Genomic DNA, 19573 nt, shown 5'->3' with positions numbered 1-19573 from the left:
GGGGGAGGGAGGGGACCCGGGGGAAGGCCCCGGGTCCCGTACGGCGCGCGGGGGGTCAGGACTGGAGCTGGGGGATCTCCGCGCTCACGCCGGACTTGCCGAGCGTGGCGTCGTAGGCCTTCTTCCAGTCGCCGTTGTCCTCGTGGTTCTTCAGGGCCTCGGTGACCGCCTTCTGCAGGACGGTGTCGTCCTTGAGCAGGCCGACGCCGTAGGGCTCCTCGGAGAACGGCTTGCCGATGACCTCCAGGTTGGCCGGGTCCTGCGCGGCGTAGCCCTTGAGGATGGCGTCGTCGGTGGTGACCGCGTCGACCTGGCCGGAGGCGAGGTTCTGCACGCACAGCGAGTAGGAGTCGTACTCGACGGTCTTGGCGCCGTAGCCGCCGTCCTTGATCCGCTGGATCGAGGTGGAGCCGGTGGCCGAGCAGACCTTCTTGCCCTTGAGGTCGTCGGTGCTCTTGATGCCGCCGCCCTTCTTGACCAGGAGGTCCTGGCCCGCGACGAAGTACGGGCCGGCGAAGGAGATCTGCTTCTTGCGCTCGTCGTTGATCGTGTAGGTGCCGACGTAGTAGTCGACCTGGCCGCCGGAGATGGCGGTCTCGCGGTTGGCCGACTGGATCGTCTTGAACTCGATCTTGCTCTCGTCGAAGCCGAGGTCGGCGGCGACCATCTTGGCGATCTCGATGTCGAAGCCGGAGTACTTCTTGCTGCCCGGGTCCTGGTAGCCCAGGTTCGGCTGGTCCGCCTTGACGCCGATGACGAGCTTGCCGTCCTTCTTGATCCGGTCCCAGGTCTTGGACCCGGCCAGGTCCACACCGGTCTTGACGGTGTACGAGGGCAGTTCGGCGGCGGCGGCGCTGCTGGAGCCGCTCGACGGCGCGCTGGAGGAGGGTGAGCCCTCCTTGCCGCACGCGGTGGCGGTCGCGGTCAGTGCCAGGACGGCGAGTCCGGCGGCGGCGGTGGTACGGAACCTCATCGTCATCATCCTTAGGTCGGCAAACCTCAGTGGTGGAGGATCTTCGAAAGGAAGTCCTTGGCCCGGTCGCTCCGGGGATTGCTGAAGAACTGGTCCGGCGTCGCCTGCTCGACGATCCGGCCGTCGGCCATGAAGACCACCCGGTTGGCGGCGGACCGCGCGAAGCCCATCTCGTGGGTGACGACGACCATCGTCATTCCGTCGCGGGCGAGCTGCTGCATGACCTCCAGCACCTCGTTGATCATCTCCGGGTCCAGCGCCGAGGTCGGCTCGTCGAAGAGCATCACCTTGGGCTCCATCGCCAGTGCGCGGGCGATGGCGACGCGCTGCTGCTGGCCGCCGGAGAGCTGGGCCGGGTACTTGTCCGCCTGGCTGCCCACGCCCACCCGGTCCAGCAGGGTGCGGGCACGTTCCTCGGCGTCCTTCTTGTCGGTCTTGCGGACCTTGACCTGCCCGAGCGTGACGTTCTGGAGCACGGTCTTGTGCGCGAAGAGGTTGAAGGACTGGAACACCATGCCGACATCGGCGCGCAGCCGGGCGAGCTCCTTGCCCTCCGCGGGCAGCGGCTTGCCGTCGATCGTGATGCGGCCGGTGTCGATCGTCTCCAGCCGGTTGACGGCGCGGCACAGGGTCGACTTGCCGGACCCGGACGGGCCGATGACGACCACGACCTCACCGCGTCCGATGGTCAGGTTGATGTCCTGGAGCACGTGCAGAGCGCCGAAGTGCTTGTTCACGTTCTCCAGCACGACCAGGGCGTCGGCCGTGGCCGTGACGTCCTCGGTCACCGGAACCTCCGTCATCGGCGTGTGCTCCATCCTCGTCGGTTGACTCATCGGTTGACCAGACCTTGAAGATCGACCCTATTGACATCGGGGGAACCGAGTCACCCGATCTGAGGGGAACTTGAGCATCACGATCCGATTACCGATGGACACAATTCCTGCACTCTGGGTGAGCGCTCCGGCCGGTGGAGCGTACCGGCTCCGTAACAGTCGGGCCGTTGCCCCCGGAGCCGCTTGACGCGCGCATCGCCGATCCGCGTGGATGCGGGGGTGGGTCATCATTGCCGGAACGTGAAGGCCCGTCGCCGGGAGGTGAACGGATGAGGCTGCTGCTCGTGGAGGACGACCACCGGGTCGCCGCCGCGCTGTCCGCCGTGCTCGGCAAGCACGGGCTCCAGGTCACCCACGCCCGCAGCGGCGAGGAGGCCCTGCACGCCCTCCTGCCGGACCACGGTCCGGCCTACGACGTGGTGCTGCTCGACCTCGGCCTGCCCGACCAGGACGGCTTCGAGGTGTGCAGCAGGATCCGGCTGCGCACCGCCATCCCCGTGATCATGGTCACGGCGCGCGCCGACGTGCGCTCCCGCATCCACGGCCTCAATCTCGGGGCCGACGACTACGTGGTGAAGCCGTACGACACCGGAGAGCTGCTCGCCCGCATCCACGCCGTGTGCCGCCGCAAGGCGCAGGAGGCGCCCGCTGTCGAGAAAGAGCGCGGCGAGACCGCCGACGGCGGCGGCCCGATCCGGCTGGGGCCGGTCTGCCTGGAGCCGGCCACCCGCAAGGTGACCGTCGGCGAGGAGCCGGTGGCGCTCACGCGCAAGGAGTTCGACCTGCTGGCGATGCTCGCGCAGCGGCCCGGTGTGGTGTTCCGCCGCGAGCAGATCATCAGCGAGGTGTGGCGGACGAGCTGGGAGGGGACCGGGCGCACCCTCGAGGTGCACGTGGCGTCGCTGCGTTCCAAGCTGCGCCTGCCGTCCCTGATCGAGACCGTGCGCGGGGTCGGCTACCGGCTCGTCGTGCCGTCCTCCTAAGGGAACCGCGCGGTGCGCACCCGGCTGCTCCCTCTGCTCATCGTCCTCATGGCGGGTGTGCTGCTGGCGCTCGGCTTCCCGCTCGCCGCCAGCCTGGCCGCCGCCCAGCAGCAGCGGGTCGTCGTGGACCGCATCGACGACACCGCGCGCTTCGCCGCGCTCGCCCAGTACGTCAACACCGACACCGGCGGTGAGCGGGAGGGCACGCTCAAGGCTGACCTGCTGCAGTACCAGCAGGTGTACGGGATCCGGGCCGGCGTCTTCGGCCGCGACGGGCAGCCGATCGCCTCCGCACCCGCCGGCTGGCGACTGCCCGAGGGCGGTGAGGCCAGGACCGCGTACCGCGAGGCGCTGGCCGGGCGCCGCAGCCACGACCCCCGGCAGATCTGGCCCTGGCAGCACCGCCGGCTGCCGGTCGCCTCCCCGGTGGTCCGGGACGGCGACGTCGTCGCCGTCGTGCTCACCGACTCGCCGACCGGTGCGATGCGCTCGCGGATCCTGCACGGCTGGCTGCTGCTGGCCGCCGGTGAACTCGCCGCCATGGGGGTCGCCGTGATGGCCGCCTTCCGGCTGACCGGATGGGTGCTGCGCCCGGTCCGGGTGCTCGACCGGGTCACCCACGACATCGCCACCGGGCGTATGAAGTCCCGCGTCGCGGCCGCCGGGGGGCCGCCCGAACTGCGCCGGCTGGCCCGCTCCTTCAACGAGATGGCCGACAACGTCGAGGAAGTGCTCGACCAGCAGCGGGCCTTCGTCGCCGACGCCTCGCACCAGCTGCGGAACCCGCTGTCCGCGCTGCTGCTGCGGATCGAACTGCTCGGCCTGGAACTCCCCGAGGGCCACGAGGAGATCGCCTCGGTCCAGGACGAGGGCAAGCGTCTGGCCTCCGTCCTGGACGACCTGCTGGGCCTGGCCACCGCCGAGCACGCCGAGGCCCACCTCGCCCTCGCCGACGTCGCCGCCCTCACCGCGGAGCGCGTCGAGGCCTGGCGGCCCGTCGCCGACCGCGAGGGTGTGGAGCTGTCCTACGACGGTCTCGCGGCGGCCACCGGGTGGGCGGACCGGCTCGCGCTGTCCAGCGCGCTGGACGCCGTCATCGACAACGCGCTGAAGTTCACCCCACAAGGTGAACGGGTGCGGGTCGGAACCGTCGTGGCGACCCGTCCCGGCCGGGTCGAGATCACCGTGGCGGACGGCGGCCCAGGGCTGAACGGGGACGAACTCGCCCGGATCGGCGACCGGTTCTGGCGCAGCCCGCGCCACCAGAACGTGGACGGCTCGGGTCTGGGCCTGTCCATCGCGCGGGTCCTGCTCACCCAGGGCGGCGGCGGCATCTCCTACGCCCCGAACGAGCCGCACGGGCTGCGCGTGACGCTCACCGTGCCGAGAGCGGCTCCCTGAGGCCCGGACCGGCCTGACGGGCCAGCGGGTTGGACCCTATGGAGTTGTGGATGCTGAAGTTGACGGCGTCCGAGCGGTAGCGGTCGTCCGACCACTCGACCGGGCGGCCCTTCTGCGTCGTCGTCACCCGCCGCACCCGCAGCAGCGGGCTGCCGCGCCGCACGCCGAGCAGTTCGGCGTCCCTGGTGCCGGCCGCGACGGCGTCGATCAGGTGCTCGCCGTAGGCGAAGACCAGGCCGGTGTCGTCGTACAGCCGCTGGGTCACCGACAGGCAGTCCGGCTCTATGCGCCGCACCGCCGGGGCGATCCAGTCCGCGTACACCGTGCGCTCGACCAGGACGTGCTCGCCGTCCAGACCGCGTACGCGCAGCACGTACAGCACGTCGGTGCCCGTGCGCAGGTGCAGGCGCGCGGCGTCCTCCGCGCCGGCCGGCCGGGTCTCGGAGGAGACCACCTCGCCGGAGGCGGCGCGGCCCATGGCGCGGGCCCACTGGGCGAAGCTGCGCAGTTCCGCGAAGCTCTGGCTGCGCCGGCTGGCCAGGACGACGCGCCGCGCGCCCTGCCGGGAGCCGATCAGGCCCTCTGCGGTGAGCGCCGCGATCGCCTGCCGCACCGTGCCGCGCGAGACGGCGTGGCGGGCGGCCAGTTCGGTCTCCGGGGGCAGCAGGGCACCGACTGTGTACTGCTCGTCGTCTATAGCCCGCCGCAACTCCTCGGCGATCTCCTCGTGCCGCGCCGCCACCGCGTCCCCTTCCGTTCATTCGCCCGCCGTCTGCGCACAACAAGGGTCAGCGTAGACGAGCCGGACCGTGTCCGTCCGCATGGGCATCGGTCAACTTGCTGATGACGCAGATCGGTTGCCACAGGCGGCGTACTGTCCTTCGGCCGCTGTCCGGGGTTCTCGTCGTGTTAACGGAAAGGACATGGATGCCGGGCCTACTGGGGTCGACTTGTTCAAACAAGTGATGCCGGTCCGTTCCCCAGGACCCGACACCCCTACCCAGGAGAGTTCCGTGCCCTCGTCCCTCCCGAAGGCGGCATCCGTCGCCGCCGGTCTTGCTCTGACCGCGCTGGCCCTCAGCGCCTGTGGCTCCGCCCCCTCCTCCCAGACCTCCGCCGACGGCAAGAGCGCCGCCACCGCGACCTCCGCCGAGGAGTTCGGCGGCATGGACGCCCTCGTGGCCGCCGCCAAGAAGGAGGGCACGCTCAACGCGATCGCCCTGCCCCGTGACTGGGCCAACTACGGCGAGCTGATCGACGGCTTCACCAAGAAGTACGGGATCAAGATCAACGACGAGACTCCCGACGCCGCCAGCCAGGACGAGATCAACGCCGTCACCTCCCGCAAGGGCCAGGACCGCGCCCCCGACGTCCTGGACCTCGGCAGCTCCTTCGCCCTCAGCGGTGCCCAGCAGGGCCTCTTCGCCTCCTACAAGGTCGCCTCCTTCGACGACATCCCGGCGGCCCAGAAGGACGCACAGGCCCGCTGGTACAACGACTACGGCGGCTACGTCTCCATCGGCTGCGACGCCAAGCGCGTCAAGGCCTGCCCGACGTCCTTCGCCGACCTGCTGAAGCCCGAGTACAAGGGCCAGGTCGCCATGAACGGCAACCCGACCAAGTCCGGCTCCGCCTTCGGCGGCGTCTACGCGGCGGCCCTGGCCAACGGCGGCTCCTTCGACGACATCCAGGCCGGCCTGGACTTCTTCGCCAAGCTGAAGAAGAACGGCAACTACACGCCCGTCGAGTCCACCCCGGCCACCGTCGAGAAGGGCGAGACGCCCATCTCCATCGACTGGGACTACCTGAACGCCGGCTACAACCAGGAGTTCGCCAGCAAGGGCCTGGACTGGAAGGTCGTCATCCCCGAGGACGGCAAGTACGCCCAGTACTACTCCCAGGCGATCAACAAGGACGCCCCGCACCCCGCGGCCGCGCGCCTGTGGCAGGAGTACCTCTACAGCGCCGAGGGCCAGAACCTGTGGCTGAAGGGCTTCGCCCGCCCCGTCCTGATGCCCGCCATGGAGACGGCCGGCACCCTGGACAAGGACTCGGCCGCCAAGCTTCCCCCGGTCAGCGGCACGCCGTCCTTCCCGACCGAGGACCAGCAGGCCAAGGCCAAGGACGTCCTCGCCCAGGGCTGGGCCAAGGCCGTCACCGGATGACCGACCTCATGACCGCCACCGTCGCGCCCGTCGCCGACGCCGGGGAGAAGTCCCCGGCGCGGCGGCGCCCCGCCGGCTGGCTCGCGGTGGCCCCGCTGCTCGTCTTCGTGGCGATCAGTTTCGGGGCCCCCGCCCTGGCCATGCTGAACGGCGCCTTCACCGTCAAGGACCCCGCCACCGGGGCCTCCTCGTACACCACGGCCAACCTGACGCACTCCCTGCAGGGTGCCTACCTGACCGCCCTGTGGGGCAGCGTCAAGCTGTCCGCGCTCTCCGCGGCGATCGGTACCGTCTGCGGGCTGCTGCTCGCGCAGGCCGTGGTCACCTCGCGCTTCCGCGCGCTGCGCGAGGCCGTTCTGACCGCCTCCGGCGTGCTCGCCAACTTCGGCGGCGTGCCGCTCGCCTTCGCCTTCGTCGCCACCCTCGGCAACTCGGGCATCCTCACGCGTCGGCTGGGCCTCGCCGACAAGGGCTGGAACCTCTACAGCTTCTGGGGCCTGGTGATCGTCTACCTGTACTTCCTCATCCCGCTGATGGTGCTCACCGTGACCCCCGCGCTGGACGGCCTGCGGGTCCAGTGGCGTGAGGCCGCGCAGAACAACGGCGCCACCGGTGTCCAGTACTGGCGGCACGTGGCGCTGCCCGTGCTGGCCCCCTCACTGCTCGGGGGCTTCGTGCTGCTCTTCGGCAGCGCCTTCGCCGCGTACGCCACCGCCGCCGCGATGGTCGGCAGCTCGGTGCCGCTGGTGCCCCTGCAGATCGCCGACGCCATCTCCGGCAATGTGCTGGTCGGCCAGGAGAACGTCGGCCTGGCCCTCAGTCTCGACATGGTCGTCGTCGCCGGCCTGGTCATGGCGATCTATCTGCCCCTGCAACGACGGAGCGCGCGATGGCTCGTGTGACCACCGCACGGCTGCGGCCCTGGCGGGGCGTCGTCCTCGCTTTCGCCGCGATCTACTTCCTGGTACCGCTGGCCGCCTCGGTGATCTTCACCGTGGACGTCCCCGGCCAGGGCTTCACCCTCGACGCCTACGGGCAGATCTTCAAGGCCGAGGGTTTCACCACCAGCCTGCTGCTCTCCCTCGAGCTGGCCTTGGCCACCGTGCTCGTGGTCCTGCTCCTCATGGTGCCCGCCATGGTGGCGCTGCGGCTGTCGGCGCCCCGGCTGCGCCCGGTGATCGAGGTGGTCTGCTCGCTGCCGCTGGTCGTGCCGCCGATCGCCCTGGTCGCCGGTGTCCGCACGGTGCTGGGCTGGGGGCCGGAGTACCTGTCCAGCACGCCCCTGTTCCAGACGTTCGTGGCCGTCCAGAACCCGGACTTCCCCGTGGTGCTGGTCCTCACGGACGTGGTGATGGCGCTGCCGTTCGTCTACCGGGCGCTCGACGCGGGCCTGCGGGCCATCGACGTGCGCACCCTGGTGGAGGCCGCCCGCTCCTGCGGGGCGAGTTACCCGCGCGCCCTGATCAGCACGGTGCTCCCGAACCTGCGCGGGGCGCTGCTGAACGCCTCGTTCCTCACCCTCGCGCTCGTGCTCGGCGAGTTCACCGTCGCCTCGCTGCTCGGCTTCCAGCCCTTCGCCGTGTGGATCGTCACCGCCAGCGGTTCGCAGGCCCAGTTGTCCGTCGCCGTCTCGGTGCTCAGCCTGCTCGTCACCTGGGCGCTGCTGCTGGCCCTGACCGCGTTCAGCGGACGCCGTTCCTCGACACGCACCGCCTCCCAGGAGTGACCGACACCATGACCGACACCGTCCCTGCCCCGCCCACCGACGCCGTGTCGCGCGCCGCCGGCGGCGCCACCGTCGAATTCCGCTCGCTGCGCCGGACCTTCGGCACCACCACCGCCCTGGACGGGCTGGACCTGACCGTGCAGCCCGGCGAACTGGTCGCCCTGCTGGGCCCGTCCGGTTGCGGCAAGACCACCGCGCTGCGCATGCTCGCGGGCTTCGAGCACCCCGACTCCGGCCAGGTCCTGGTCGACGGCAAGGACGTCACCTCGACCCCGGCGCACCGCCGCGACGCCGGCATGGTCTTCCAGTCCTACAGCCTTTTCCCGCACCTCAGTTCCGTCGACAACGTCGCCTTCGGGCTGCGCATGCGCAAGGTCGGCGCCGCCGAGCGCCGCAGGCGCGCCGCCGAACTGCTGGAGCTCGTCGGTCTGCCGAGCCACGCCGACCGCTTCCCGCACCAGCTCTCCGGCGGTCAGCAGCAGCGCGTGGCCCTCGCCCGCGCGCTGGCGCTGCGGCCGCGCGTCCTGCTCCTGGACGAGCCGCTGAGCGCCCTGGACGCCAAGGTGCGCACCAACCTCCGCGAGGAGATCCGCCGCCTGCAGCTGGAACTCGGCATCACCACCCTGTTCGTGACGCACGACCAGGAGGAGGCGCTGTCCATGGCCGACCGCGTCGCCGTCATGAACGCCGGCCGGCTGGAGCAGTGCGCCGCCCCCGCCGAGCTGTACGACCGCCCGGCGACCGCCTTCGTCGCCGAGTTCGTCGGCACCAACAGCCGGATCCCCGGCCACCTGGCCGACGACGGGTACGTCGAGGTCCTGGGCCGCCGGCTGCCCGCCGAGAGCGGTACCCCCGAGGGTTCCGGCGGCCGTGAGGTCGACGTACTGGTGCGTCCCGAGGCGGTGAACGTGGCCGCCGACCCCACCGGCGACGCGCACGTCGTGGCGACGGCCTTCCTCGGCGCGGTGACCCGGGTGACCGTACGGCTGTCCGACGGCACCGACGTCAAGGCCGACCTGCCCAGCATCGACGCCGCCGTGCTGCCGCCCGGCGCGACCGTCTCCCTGACCCTGCCCGACCGCCCCGTCCTGGTGGCTCCGCGCGCCGCCTGACCCCGACCGCACCGCCTGACCCCGACCGCGCCGCCTGACCCCGACCGCACCGCCCATCCCCCCACACCCCGTTGAAAGAGAGCCCCGTGACCCACCCACCGACCCACCCGCTCAAGGCTGTCCTGTTCGACATGGACGGCACGCTCGTCGACACCGAGGAGCTGTGGTGGCAGGCGGTCGAGCAGGTGGCCGCCGGGTTGGGGCACGTGCTCGGCGACGCCGACGTGACCGAGGTCCTCGGTCAGGCCGTCGAGCACACCGCCGCACATCTGGTGAGCACGACCGGGACGGCGACCCGCGCCGATGAGCTGGCCGCCGTCCTGCACCACGAGTTCGCGACCCGGGTCCGGGTCCGTACCGTGCCGCGCCCCGGAGCGATCGAACTGCTCGACGAACTGGCCCGGCACGCCGTCCCCATCGCGCTGGTGTCGGCCTCGTCCCGTGAGGTCGTGGACATGGTCCTCGACGTCCTCGGCCGCGACCGCTTCGCGGTCTCCTTCACCGCCGACGACACCGAGCGCACCAAGCCCGCCCCCGACCCCTACCTCGCCGCGGCCCGCGCCCTGGGCGTCGACCCGGCTTCCTGTGTCGCCGTCGAGGACACCCCCACCGGCGTGGCCTCCGCCGAGGCCGCGGGCTGCCGGGTGCTCGCCGTGCCTTCCCTGGCACCGATCGCGCCCGGTCCCGGGCGCATGGTGCTGGACAGCCTGGAGAGGGCCGGCGTCACGGTGCTGCGGGACCTGGTCCGCCGTGAACCGTCCTTCCTGGTACCCGCCTTCACCACACGCGCCGCCCGCGTCGGTGAGCCCTTCCGCGCCACCGTGGCCGGGCTGCTGCGCGGCGCCCCCGTGACGTACACCAGGAGCGCCGGCCCCGCCTGGGCCGAGGTCTCCGCCGACGGAACCGTGGCCGGCACACCCGACGCGCCCGGCGAGGCCGAGGTCACCGTCACCGCCACCGACGACACCGGGCGCACCGCCTCCGTCACCGTCCGGGTGCCGGTCGCCGCGGCCGGCGAGCCCCTGGTGCGCCGGCTGCGCGTCATGACGTGGAACCTGTGGCTCGGCGGCACCATGGTCGACGACCACCGCGACAAGCAGCTGCGCGTCCTGCTGGACGCGGACGCCGATGTCGTCGGCCTCCAGGAGACGCTCACCCACTCCGCCAAGGAACTGGCCGAGGCGCTCGGCTGGGACTACCACCAGGCGGGCGACAACCTCGGCGTGATCAGCCGCTATCCGATCGTCTCCCGCCACGGCCTGCCCGCGACGTCGTTCTACGGCGGCCTCGGCGCGACCGTCCGCCTCGACGCGGACCGCGACGTCACGCTGTGGAGCGCGCACCTGAACTACACGCCCTACGGCCCCTACGACGCCCTCCACGACCGGCTGCCGGTCGAGGTGCTGGCGGAGCGCGAGGCATCCTCGGGCCGCCTCGGCGAGATCCGGCACATCCTGGGCGCCATGGCCGGCGACCTCGGCGCCCGCGACACCACCCCGGTGCTGCTGGTCGGGGACTTCAACGTCCCGTCCCACCTGGACTGGACCGCCGAGGCCGCCCCTCTGCACGGCGGTCGCGGCCCGGTGGCCTGGCCGGTCACCCTGGAGGCCGAGGCGGCGGGACTGCGCGACTCCTACCGCGACGCCCACCCCGACCCGGTGCGCGACCCGGGCACCACCTGGTCGCCGGTGAACCCCGATCCCGAACCGCAGGACCGGATCGACTTCGTGCTCTACGCGGGCAGCGGGCTGGAGGTCCTGGACTCCACGACGCTCGTCACCGGCGACCCCCTCCCCGAGCCCGGCGTCGCGGGCAACGCGTGGCCCTCCGACCACGCCGCCGTCGTCACGACCTTCGCGCTGCGCTGAGGCCCGCGGGGCCGTCCGGGGACAGCGGCGCCGTCAGGCGCACTCGTCCATCTCCTCGGGCGGCCGCTGGTCCGCCACCTGCTGCGGGTTGAGCGGTTTGAGGTGTTTCTTGTACGACGCTTGCCAGGCACGCGAGGTGATCTCGTCCTGGATCGCGTCGCATATGGCGTGCTTCAGCGCGGGCTCGTTCTTCTGGATGCCCACGCCGTACTCCTCGCTCCCGAAGGGGACGCCCAGCAGGCGCAGCTGCTTGGGGTGCTGGGCCCTGTAGCCGGCCAGGATGATGTCGTCGGTGGAGACGGCGTCGACCTGTCCGGCCAGCAGCTCGTTGACGCAGATCCCGTACGAGGCCTGCTGGTCGGTCTTTATCAGCGGGAACTGCTGCCTCAGGCGCTCGGCGGGCGTGGAGTCGGTGACCGTGCACACTGTGCGGCCGATCAGGTCCTGCGCACCGTGGATGGGCGAGTTCCCACGCACGAGGAAGTCCTGCGCGGCCTGGTAGTACGGGCCCGCGAAGTCGACCTCCTTCTTGCGCTGCGGGGTGATCGAGTAGCTCGCCACTATCAGGTCGACCTGGCCCGCCTTCAGCCGGTACTCGCGGGACTGCGTGTCCACGACCGTGAACTGGACGTGCTGGAACCCCAGATGACGGGCGATCGCCCACGCCAGGTCGATGTCGAAGCCCTCGTAGCCGCCCTCGGCGTTCTCCTGGCTCAGCCCCGGCTGGTCCTTCTTGACGCCGACGAGCAGATAGCCGCGCTCGCGGGCCGCCTGGTACGTCGGGGAGCCGGCCAGCCGCAGCCCGTTGCCGTCCCGCAGCCCGTCGGTGGCGAACCAGCCTGCCGCCGCGAGCACCACCAGCCCCACGCCGCCCGCCAGCAGCGCACGCCAGCGCCGCCACGCGGGGCGCCCTCCGCCGGGCCGCGGCGCCGACTCGGCGTCCTCCGCCGCGGACGGGTCCGTGAGCCGCTCCGGGACGCCTGCCACGTCCGACTCCGTGGCCTGCGGGTCGTACTCGGGAAGGACGGGCAGGGGGAACTGCGGGGTCTCCTGCGCCACGTGCTGGAGCAGCTGCTCGGCGCGCTGCGCCGTCATCCGTGCCGCGGGGTCCTTCACCAGCAGCCCGTCGACCAGCGGGCGCAGGGGCCCGCCGTGCGCCATCGGTGGCGGCTCCGAGGTGCGCACCGCCTCCAGCACCTCGTACGGTGTCGGCCCCCGGAAGGGCGCTCTGCCCTCGACCATCTCGTACAGGGTGACGCCCAGCGACCACAGGTCGGAGGCGGGCGTCGGGGGCTGCCGGTTGGCCACCTCCGGGGCGAGGTACTGCGGGGTGCCCACGGTCTCGTGCAGCCGCGTCACCTGGGCCGCGCCTTCGAAGGTGGCGATGCCGAAGTCCATCAGCACGGCACGGCCGTCGCGCCGGAAGAGGATGTTGTGCGGCTTCACGTCCCGGTGCAGCACCCCGGCCGCGTGCACCGCGCGCAGTCCGCGCAGCACCTCCAGCCCGATCTGCGCGGCCTGAAGGGCCGGCAGCCGGCCCCGCTCGCGCAACTGGTCGGCCAGGGAGTGCGGGTTGACCTGCTCCATGACGATCCAGACCTGGCCCTCGGCCTCGATCACGTCATGCACCGCGACCACGTGCTCGTGCCCGATCCGGGCGATCGCCTGCGCCTCCCGGCGCGCCCGCTCCACCCACTGCGCCTGCGTCTCCGGGTCCAGCGCCCCGCGGAACAGCAGCTCCTTGACGGCGACCTGACGGCCGAGCCGGTTGTCGTACGCCTCCCAGACCACGCCCATGCCGCCGCGCCCTAGTTGCCGGCGCAGTTCGTAGCGGCCGTCGATGAGGGTCTCCGGAATACCCTCAGTGCTCATGCCTGTGCCCCCATCGGTCCGTGGTCGGCTACAGGTTATGGGGCGGCGCCGGGGATGAACATCGGCCCCGGGGAAGGGGGATGATCACATGTCGGACGGAACGCCGCTTACCGGGCCTAAGGCTTCACGGAGCGGTAGTAGCGCTCGGCCCCCGCGTGCAGCGGGAGCGGGTCGGTGAAGACGGCCGTCCGCAGATCCACCAGCTGCGCCGCGTGCACCTCCTGGCCGATCCGGTCCCGGCTGTCGATGACCGTCCGCGTGAGCCGCTCCACCAGCCCGGTGTCCTCCCGGTCCGTGGTGATCAGCAGATTGGCGACGGCGATCGTCTGCACGGCCCGCCCGCCCTGGATCATCGGATAGGCGTCCGCGGGCATGAGCGCCTGCCGGTAGTAGCCGGACTCGTCGCGCCCGGAGTGCAGGGCGTTCACGAGGTCGCCGAGCTGGACCAGCCTGATGTCGGACCGCTCCGCCAGATCCGTCACGGCCTTCGTCGGCAGCCCGCCCGACCAGAAGAACGCGTCCAGCCTGCCCTCGCGGAGCAGCTGGGGCGCCGTGTCGATGCCGACGGCCTCCCGGTGCACGTCCCCCTCGTGCCCCAGCCCCGCCGCGGTGAGCAGCCGGCGCGCTATGAGGTTCACCCCGGAACTGGGCTGTCCCACCCCGACGCGCAGCCCCCGCAGGTCCTTCGCCGACCGCACCTTGGAGCCCGCGGGCACCACCAACTGCATGTAGTCGTCGTACAGCCGCGCGCAGGCCCGCAGCCGTGCGGCCCCCCTGCCCCGGTAGTCCGCGACGGCGTCGGCCGCCGCGATCGCGAAGTCCGCCTCCCCGGTCGCCACCCGCCGTACGTTGTCGACCGAGCCCTCGGAGGGCACGAGCCGCACCTGCACGCCCGGCAGATCGGTGCGCAGGTACGGCTGGAGTCGCTTGCCGTAGGTCTCGTAGACCCCGTTGCGCGACCCGGTCGAGAACGACACCGTGCCCTTCGGGCGCGACGGCCCGTCCGCGGGCAGCAGCCACCAGAGCAGCAGCGCCATCGCCGCCGCCGTCGCCAGCACCGCCTGCACGGCCCGGCGCCTGCCGATACGGGGAGCCTCCATCCGGGCGATACTGCCAGCCCCCTCCCGCCCTGGCCAGCGTCCGCCGCTCCCGCCGGCCACCGCCTCGCGCGCGTCCCGGGGGGAACGCGAGCACGAGCGCCTCCGGCGCCCCCTTACTCTGGATGGGTGCAGCGTGAAGAGCAGGGTGTGAAGAGCTACGAGATCCGCACCTACGGGTGCCAGATGAACGTCCACGACTCCGAGCGGCTGGCAGGCCTCCTGGAGGCGGCCGGCTACGTCCGCGCGCCCAAGGACGCCGACGGCGCGGTGGCCGCGGACGTCGTGGTCTTCAACACCTGCGCGGTCCGCGAGAACGCCGACAACCGCCTGTACGGCAACCTCGGCCGTCTGGCCCCGCAGAAAGCGGCCCGCCCGGGCATGCAGATCGCCGTCGGCGGCTGCCTGGCGCAGAAGGACCGCGACACGATCGTGAAGAAGGCCCCCTGGGTCGACGTGGTGTTCGGCACCCACAACATCGGCAGTCTGCCGGTGCTGCTGGAGCGCGCCCGGGTCGCGGAGGAGGCCCAGGTCGAGATCGCCGAGTCCCTGGAGACCTTCCCCTCCACGCTGCCGACCCGGCGGGAGTCCGCGTACGCCGCGTGGGTGTCGATCTCGGTGGGCTGCAACAACTCCTGCACCTTCTGCATCGTCCCCGCGCTGCGCGGCAAGGAGAAGGACCGCCGTCCCGGCGACATCCTCGCCGAGGTCGAGGCCCTGGTCGCCGAGGGCGTCGTCGAGGTGACCCTGCTCGGCCAGAACGTCAACGCGTACGGCTCCGACATCGGCGACCGCGAGGCCTTCAGCAAGCTGCTGCGTGCCACCGGGAGGGTCGAAGGACTGGAGCGCGTGCGCTTCACCTCGCCGCACCCGCGCGACTTCACCGACGACGTGATCGCGGCCATGGCCGAGACTCCGAACGTGATGCACCAGCTGCACATGCCGCTCCAGTCCGGTTCCGACACGGTGCTGCGCGCCATGCGCCGCTCGTACCGGCAGGAGCGCTACCTCGGCATCATCGAGAAGGTGCGCGCGGCCATGCCGGACGCCGCCATCTCCACCGACGTCATCGTTGGCTTCCCCGGTGAGACCGACGAGGACTTCGAGCAGACGCTGCATGTGGTGCGCGAGGCGCGGTTCGCCCAGGCCTTCACCTTCCAGTACTCCAAGCGCCCGGGGACCCCCGCCGCCGAGATGGACGGCCAGGTGCCCAAGGCCGTCGTGCAGGAGCGGTACGAGCGCCTGGTCGCGCTCCAGGAGGAGATCTCCTGGGCGGAGAACAAGAAGCAGGTCGGCCGCACCCTGGAGATCCTGGTCGCCGAGGGCGAGGGCCGCAAGGACGACGCCACGCACCGCCTGTCCGGCCGCGCCGCCGACAACCGCCTGGTGCACTTCGCGCCGCCCGCCGGGCCCGTGCGGCCCGGCGACATGGTGACCGCCGAGATCACCTACGCCGCGCCGCACCACCTGCTCGCGGAGCGCCCCGCCTTCACCGTCCGCCGCACCCCGGCCGGCGACGCCTGGGAGCGCCGCACGGCCGCCGCGGCCGCCAAGCCGGAGGGCGTCATGCTCGGACTGCCGACGATCGGCGTCCCGGCGCCGGTGCCCGCCGCCGCACCGGGCTGCGCCGCCCACTGACCGACCGCGGGCCCGGCAGGACTGCACACAAACGGAAGATCCAAGGGGGACGGCGTGAGCCGGTGGGGACTGTTCGTCGAGGAGACCGTGGGCAGCGGGGGCGACAGCCGCTGGGAGTTCGACCTCCTCGGCCACGCGGACGGCAGCCGTGAGGACGCGCTGTGCGCCCTTGAGCACGCTGCCCAGGCGTTCCGGCCCCGCAAGCCGCTGAGCGTGCGGCGCAGCTGGACCTACCGCACGGGGGACGGCCTGCTCCAGGTGAACGAGGGCATGACCACGACCTACATCTGCCGCTTCACCGTGGCCGAGCTCATCGCCGACAGCAAGGACGCCTCGGTGGCGGCCACGCCCCGGGACCGTGTGCCCGAGGGGTACTGAGCCGGCGCACGTTAGGCTTCCGATCATGCTGGTCGCCGCCGCCGTGTGCCCCTGTCCGCCGCTGCTCGTGCCCGAGGTCGCCTCGGGCGCGTCCACCGAGCTGGACGTCCTGCGCGCCGCCTGCGCCGACGCGCTGGCCGTCATCGCCGCGGCCCGCCCTGACCTGCTCGTCGTGGTCGGCGCGGTCGGCACGGGGGAGAGCGCCCACGTCTGGGAGGGCGGTGGCACCGGTTCGCTGCGCCCGTACGGCGTGAACCGCGCGGTGCGCCTCGGCGACGGCTCGGACCCCGAGCCGCTGGCCCCCGCGCTGACGGTCGCCGCCGCACTGCTGGACGACGCGCGCCTGGCCGCGCCCCTGCACGGCTGCGCGGTGCCCGAGGACGCTCCGGCGGGGCGCATGCTGGAGCTGGGCCGTGGCCTGGCGGAGCTGGCGGACCGGGTCGCGCTGCTCGTCATGGCGGACGGCAGCAACTGCCGCACCCTCAAGGCTCCCGGCTACCTGGACGACCGCGCGGAGGCCTTCGACGCGTCCGTCGCACGGGCGCTGGGCGCGGCGGACACGGCCGCACTCGCCGGGCTGGACGCGGGCCTCGCGGGCGAGCTGGGCGCCGCGGGACGGGCGCCGTGGCAGGTCCTGGCCGGTGCGGGGGAGAAGGCCGCGCTCGGCGGCGCGCTGCTGTTCGACGAGGCGCCCTACGGAGTCGGCTACTTCGTGTCGGTCTGGTCCTAGTCCCGCTTTTCCTTCATCTGACCCAGGGCGCCCTTGGTCTTGCCCACGCCCGAGTCGATCTTCCCGCTGTACTTGTGCTTGGTCTTCTCGTCGACCGTGTGCGCGACCTTGTCCAGCTTGGACTCGATCGCGTCGCCGTGGCGTTCCACGAAATCCCCCGCCTTGACCCTGGCCTGCTCGGCTTTGGCCTTCAACGTGTCCATGAGATTCATGGCTCACCGTCCCCTGCGTGGAATAGCCTGAAATGACCTTTTCTGTTTGATGATGCTACTCGTCCAAGGGTGAATCCGCGCCGCCGGAATTTGCGAAACTGTGCACGTGAAGAACGACGCCCCCCATGTGATCGCCGTCGTCGGCCCCACGGCCGCCGGCAAGTCCGACCTCGGTGTCGCCCTGGCCCGGGCCCTGGACGGTGAGGTGATCAACGCCGACTCCATGCAGCTGTACCGCGGCATGGACATCGGCACCGCCAAGCTCGCCGAGGAGGAGCGGCACGGCGTCCCGCACCACCTCCTGGACATCTGGGACATCACGGAGGCGGCCAGTGTCGCCGAGTACCAGCGCCTGGCCCGGCTCGAGATCGACCGCCTGCTCGCCGCCGGGCGCAGCGCCGTGCTCGTCGGCGGCTCGGGCCTCTATGTGCGCGCCGCGATCGACGCCCTGGACTTCCCCGGCACCGACCCCGAGGTGCGGGCCCGACTGGAGGCCGAGCTGGAGGAGCGGGGCTCCGGACCGCTGCACGCCCGCCTGGCCGCCGTCGACCCCGAGGCGGCGCGGGCGATCCTGCCCAGCAACGGGCGGCGCGTCGTGCGCGCCCTGGAGGTCGTGGAGATCACCGGCCGCCCCTTCACGGCGAACCTTCCCGATGCCCACGCCAAAAAGTCGGTCTACGACACCGTCCAGATCGGCGTCGACGTGCCGCGCCCCGAGCTCGACGAGCGCATCGCGCTGCGGGTCGACCGCATGTGGGAGGCTGGGCTGGTCGGCGAGGTGCGGGCACTGGAGGCGGCTGGTCTCCGAGAGGGCCGCACCGCCTCCCGGGCGCTCGGCTACCAGCAGGTTCTCGCCGCTTTCGTGGGCGCTTGCACCGAGCAGGAGGCGCGTGACGAGACCGTGCGCGCCACCAAACGCTTCGCGCGCCGTCAGGATTCGTGGTTCCGCCGGGACCAGCGTGTGCACTGGCTCGGCGGCCGCGGGGAGGAACTGGTGGCCCAGGCCCTCGCCCTGTTCGGCCCGGCCCGGCCCAGCGGTCACAGCCTGATCACGTGATGGCATCGGGACGCCTCAGCGGCACTTGACGCCACTTCGAGCGTGCCATCATCGAGCATCGGGCTACGGTGTCGGACTCTTTGGAGGGCGCGTGGCGATGGAAGCCGGCCCTCGCAACGGACCGCAACCGGAACAGGCGGAGGGTGCCGCGGACGCGGAACAGGACCGCCTCGTGGTCGACGGACCCCTGGAGGACCCGCTCGACGCGCAGACCCTCGCGGAGGAGGAGCAGTCCTTCCGTGAACTGCGCCCCGAGCGCCGTCTACGGGTGTGGCAGATCGCCCCGATCGTCGGACTGGGCGCGCTCGGCTCCCTGATGTTCGCCTTCCCGCTCGCCTTCGAGACCGGCGACGGCGGCGCCGTCGTCGCCATGCTCGGTTTCCTGCTCGGCTGCTGCGCGGCCGGCTGGGGCCTGATGGCCGCCCGCAAGGTCGGTCACACCTGGCCCGGCCTGCCCGCCCGCGGCTCCGAGCGGCGCCCCGACTGGCGCTACCTCGCCCTGTACGCGGCGATCATCGTGGTGCTGGCACTGCTGGCCTTCTGGCGCATCGCCCGCCTGCGCTGACCCGTAGGATCGGGGCATGACCACCGCCGCGCCGCAGGGCCTGCCGTTCCTCAAGGGGCACGGCACGGAGAACGACTTCGTGATCATTCCTGACCACGACGGGGAACTGGAACTGACCCCCGCCATGGTCGCCCGGCTCTGCGACCGCCGGGCGGGGATCGGTGCGGACGGCGTGCTGCGGGTGGTCCGCTCCGCGAAGCACCCCGAGGCCGCGGCGATGGCCGCGGAGGCCGAGTGGTTCATGGACTACCGCAACGGCGACGGCAGCATCGCCGAGATGTGCGGCAACGGCGTCCGGGTCTTCGCCCGCTACCTGGAGCGCGCCGGTCTCGCGGAAGCCGGCGACCTTGCGGTCGCCACCCGCGCCGGCGTGCGGCGGGCGCACATTGCCAAGGACGGCGACGTCACGGTGGACATGGGACGTGTCGTACTTCCCGAGGGCGAGGTCGAGGTCTCCGTCGGCGAGCGCCGCTGGCCGGCACGTAACGTGAACATGGGCAATCCGCACGCCGTCGCCTTCGTCGACGATCTCGCCGACGCCGGCGACCTGCTGGCGTCCCCGGTCTGGGAGCCCGCCGCTGCCTACCCGGACGGTGTGAACGTCGAGTTCGTGGTCGGCCGGGGCCCTGGGCACGTCGCCATGCGGGTCCACGAGCGCGGTTCCGGCGAGACCCGTTCCTGCGGCACGGGCGCCTGCGCCGTCATGGTCGCCGCGGCCCGACGCGACGGGATCGACCCGGCCGTGACGGGCCGTCCGCAGACGTACACCGTGGACCTGCCCGGCGGTCGCCTGTCCATCACCGAACGCCCGGACGGCACCGTGGAGATGACCGGTCCGGCCGTCATCGTCGCCACGGGCGTGATCGATCCGGTCTGGCTGCACGAAGGCGCGTAAGCCTACCCATCTTCCGGGGATTTCATTCGCTCGAACGGGTGATGCCGATCACGCTGGGCGAGAGG

19 protein-coding genes are annotated in these 19573 nt (G+C 71.9%); 13 read left to right on the top strand and 6 right to left on the bottom strand.

The window, feature by feature from the left end:
* Positions 1 to 55 precede the first annotated feature (55 nt).
* Together RV983_RS10705 and RV983_RS10700 are read right to left on the bottom strand one after the other, a co-directional pair.
* Complete coding sequence (locus tag RV983_RS10705) at positions 56 to 973, bottom strand: glutamate ABC transporter substrate-binding protein (protein ID WP_475985566.1); 918 nt, start codon at positions 971 to 973, stop codon at positions 56 to 58.
* Between the two features lie 26 nt (positions 974 to 999).
* Positions 1000 to 1776 carry an amino acid ABC transporter ATP-binding protein gene (locus RV983_RS10700; RefSeq protein ID WP_475985565.1) on the bottom strand — a complete coding sequence of 259 codons (777 nt, stop codon included), beginning with the start codon at positions 1774 to 1776 and terminating at the stop codon, positions 1000 to 1002.
* A gap of 302 nt (positions 1777 to 2078) precedes the next feature.
* On the opposite strand from RV983_RS10700, the gene RV983_RS10695 reads away from it, so the two are divergent.
* Both RV983_RS10695 and RV983_RS10690 read left to right on the top strand, forming a co-directional pair.
* The gene (locus tag RV983_RS10695; protein WP_475985564.1) at positions 2079 to 2792 is read left to right on the top strand and encodes a response regulator transcription factor; all 714 of its coding nucleotides are present in this window, start codon (positions 2079 to 2081) and stop codon (positions 2790 to 2792) included.
* A 12-nt stretch (positions 2793 to 2804) separates the two neighbouring features.
* Positions 2805 to 4193 (top strand): sensor histidine kinase, encoded by a 1389-nt coding sequence (locus tag RV983_RS10690; RefSeq protein WP_475985563.1) that lies wholly within the window; start codon positions 2805 to 2807, stop codon positions 4191 to 4193.
* Here RV983_RS10690 and RV983_RS10685 read toward each other — a convergent pair.
* Complete coding sequence (locus tag RV983_RS10685; RefSeq protein WP_475985562.1) at positions 4168 to 4935, bottom strand: GntR family transcriptional regulator; 768 nt, start codon at positions 4933 to 4935, stop codon at positions 4168 to 4170. The two genes, RV983_RS10690 and RV983_RS10685, sit on opposite strands and share 26 nt — an antisense overlap.
* A 271-nt stretch (positions 4936 to 5206) precedes the next feature.
* On the opposite strand from RV983_RS10685, the gene RV983_RS10680 reads away from it, so the two are divergent.
* From RV983_RS10680 to RV983_RS10660, 5 genes are all read left to right on the top strand, one after another.
* A complete protein-coding gene (locus RV983_RS10680; RefSeq protein ID WP_475985561.1) occupies positions 5207 to 6358 on the top strand; it encodes an ABC transporter substrate-binding protein in 1152 nt (383 codons plus the stop codon).
* 8 nt (positions 6359 to 6366) lie between these two features.
* Complete coding sequence (locus RV983_RS10675) at positions 6367 to 7260, top strand: ABC transporter permease (RefSeq protein WP_475990281.1); 894 nt, start codon at positions 6367 to 6369, stop codon at positions 7258 to 7260.
* Positions 7248 to 8084: an ABC transporter permease gene (locus RV983_RS10670; RefSeq protein WP_475985560.1), complete on the top strand. Its 837-nt coding sequence runs from the start codon at positions 7248 to 7250 to the stop codon at positions 8082 to 8084. Before RV983_RS10675 ends, RV983_RS10670 begins: the two co-directional genes overlap by 13 nt.
* A gap of 8 nt (positions 8085 to 8092) precedes the next feature.
* Positions 8093 to 9196: an ABC transporter ATP-binding protein gene (locus RV983_RS10665; protein WP_475985559.1), complete on the top strand. Its 1104-nt coding sequence runs from the start codon at positions 8093 to 8095 to the stop codon at positions 9194 to 9196.
* A gap of 86 nt (positions 9197 to 9282) precedes the next feature.
* Positions 9283 to 11064: an HAD-IA family hydrolase gene (locus RV983_RS10660; RefSeq protein WP_475985558.1), complete on the top strand. Its 1782-nt coding sequence runs from the start codon at positions 9283 to 9285 to the stop codon at positions 11062 to 11064.
* Positions 11065 to 11097: 33 nt separating this feature from the next.
* On the opposite strand, the gene RV983_RS10655 is transcribed toward RV983_RS10660, so the two are convergent.
* Both RV983_RS10655 and RV983_RS10650 read right to left on the bottom strand, forming a co-directional pair.
* Entirely contained in the window at positions 11098 to 12936 is a 1839-nt protein-coding gene (locus RV983_RS10655; protein WP_475985557.1) for a bifunctional serine/threonine-protein kinase/glutamate ABC transporter substrate-binding protein, read from the bottom strand.
* Positions 12937 to 13052: 116 nt separating this feature from the next.
* Complete coding sequence (locus tag RV983_RS10650) at positions 13053 to 14036, bottom strand: TAXI family TRAP transporter solute-binding subunit (RefSeq protein ID WP_475985556.1); 984 nt, start codon at positions 14034 to 14036, stop codon at positions 13053 to 13055.
* A 126-nt stretch (positions 14037 to 14162) separates the two neighbouring features.
* On the opposite strand from RV983_RS10650, the gene miaB reads away from it, so the two are divergent.
* From miaB to RV983_RS10635, 3 genes are read left to right on the top strand one after another with little or no spacing between them, the layout of a single operon-like run.
* Positions 14163 to 15671, top strand: a complete 1509-nt coding sequence (gene miaB / locus RV983_RS10645) for a tRNA (N6-isopentenyl adenosine(37)-C2)-methylthiotransferase MiaB (RefSeq protein WP_475985555.1) — start codon at positions 14163 to 14165, stop codon at positions 15669 to 15671.
* A 54-nt stretch (positions 15672 to 15725) separates the two neighbouring features.
* Positions 15726 to 16049 carry a hypothetical protein gene (locus tag RV983_RS10640; protein ID WP_475985554.1) on the top strand — a complete coding sequence of 108 codons (324 nt, stop codon included), beginning with the start codon at positions 15726 to 15728 and terminating at the stop codon, positions 16047 to 16049.
* Positions 16050 to 16074: 25 nt separating this feature from the next.
* The gene (locus RV983_RS10635; protein WP_475985553.1) at positions 16075 to 16779 is read left to right on the top strand and encodes a class III extradiol dioxygenase subunit B-like domain-containing protein; all 705 of its coding nucleotides are present in this window, start codon (positions 16075 to 16077) and stop codon (positions 16777 to 16779) included.
* On the opposite strand, the gene RV983_RS10630 is transcribed toward RV983_RS10635, so the two are convergent.
* Complete coding sequence (locus tag RV983_RS10630; protein ID WP_475985552.1) at positions 16776 to 16982, bottom strand: antitoxin; 207 nt, start codon at positions 16980 to 16982, stop codon at positions 16776 to 16778. The two genes, RV983_RS10635 and RV983_RS10630, sit on opposite strands and share 4 nt — an antisense overlap.
* Positions 16983 to 17097: 115 nt before the next feature.
* On the opposite strand from RV983_RS10630, the gene miaA reads away from it, so the two are divergent.
* From miaA to dapF, 3 genes are all read left to right on the top strand, one after another.
* The gene (gene miaA, locus RV983_RS10625; protein ID WP_475985551.1) at positions 17098 to 18048 is read left to right on the top strand and encodes a tRNA (adenosine(37)-N6)-dimethylallyltransferase MiaA; all 951 of its coding nucleotides are present in this window, start codon (positions 17098 to 17100) and stop codon (positions 18046 to 18048) included.
* 97 nt (positions 18049 to 18145) lie between these two features.
* Positions 18146 to 18613 carry a hypothetical protein gene (locus RV983_RS10620; protein WP_475990280.1) on the top strand — a complete coding sequence of 156 codons (468 nt, stop codon included), beginning with the start codon at positions 18146 to 18148 and terminating at the stop codon, positions 18611 to 18613.
* A 16-nt stretch (positions 18614 to 18629) separates the two neighbouring features.
* The gene (gene dapF / locus RV983_RS10615) at positions 18630 to 19508 is read left to right on the top strand and encodes a diaminopimelate epimerase (RefSeq protein ID WP_475985550.1); all 879 of its coding nucleotides are present in this window, start codon (positions 18630 to 18632) and stop codon (positions 19506 to 19508) included.
* The last annotated feature ends 65 nt before the right edge of the window (positions 19509 to 19573 follow it).

The organism is Streptomyces sp. RLA123, from assembly GCF_056270165.1.
The sequence above is the reverse complement of the archived record's forward strand: the minus strand, read 5'-3'. Positions and strand labels throughout refer to the sequence as shown.

What these genes read in the sequence shown, in the direction of transcription:
- RV983_RS10635 (WP_475985553.1), top strand. Translation starts at nt 16,075, where the DNA reads ATGCTGGTCGCCGCCGCCGTGTGCCCCTGTCCGCCGCTGCTCGTGCCC.
- RV983_RS10675 (WP_475990281.1), top strand. Translation starts at nt 6,367, where the DNA reads ATGACCGCCACCGTCGCGCCCGTCGCCGACGCCGGGGAGAAGTCCCCG.
- RV983_RS10655 (WP_475985557.1), bottom strand. Translation starts at nt 12,936, where the DNA reads ATGAGCACTGAGGGTATTCCGGAGACCCTCATCGACGGCCGCTACGAA.
- RV983_RS10700 (WP_475985565.1), bottom strand. Translation starts at nt 1,776, where the DNA reads ATGACGGAGGTTCCGGTGACCGAGGACGTCACGGCCACGGCCGACGCC.
- dapF (WP_475985550.1), top strand. Translation starts at nt 18,630, where the DNA reads ATGACCACCGCCGCGCCGCAGGGCCTGCCGTTCCTCAAGGGGCACGGC.
- RV983_RS10650 (WP_475985556.1), bottom strand. Translation starts at nt 14,036, where the DNA reads ATGGAGGCTCCCCGTATCGGCAGGCGCCGGGCCGTGCAGGCGGTGCTG.
- RV983_RS10670 (WP_475985560.1), top strand. Translation starts at nt 7,248, where the DNA reads ATGGCTCGTGTGACCACCGCACGGCTGCGGCCCTGGCGGGGCGTCGTC.
- RV983_RS10705 (WP_475985566.1), bottom strand. Translation starts at nt 973, where the DNA reads ATGAGGTTCCGTACCACCGCCGCCGCCGGACTCGCCGTCCTGGCACTG.
- RV983_RS10665 (WP_475985559.1), top strand. Translation starts at nt 8,093, where the DNA reads ATGACCGACACCGTCCCTGCCCCGCCCACCGACGCCGTGTCGCGCGCC.
- RV983_RS10630 (WP_475985552.1), bottom strand. Translation starts at nt 16,982, where the DNA reads ATGGACACGTTGAAGGCCAAAGCCGAGCAGGCCAGGGTCAAGGCGGGG.
- RV983_RS10620 (WP_475990280.1), top strand. Translation starts at nt 18,146, where the DNA reads ATGGAAGCCGGCCCTCGCAACGGACCGCAACCGGAACAGGCGGAGGGT.
- RV983_RS10695 (WP_475985564.1), top strand. Translation starts at nt 2,079, where the DNA reads ATGAGGCTGCTGCTCGTGGAGGACGACCACCGGGTCGCCGCCGCGCTG.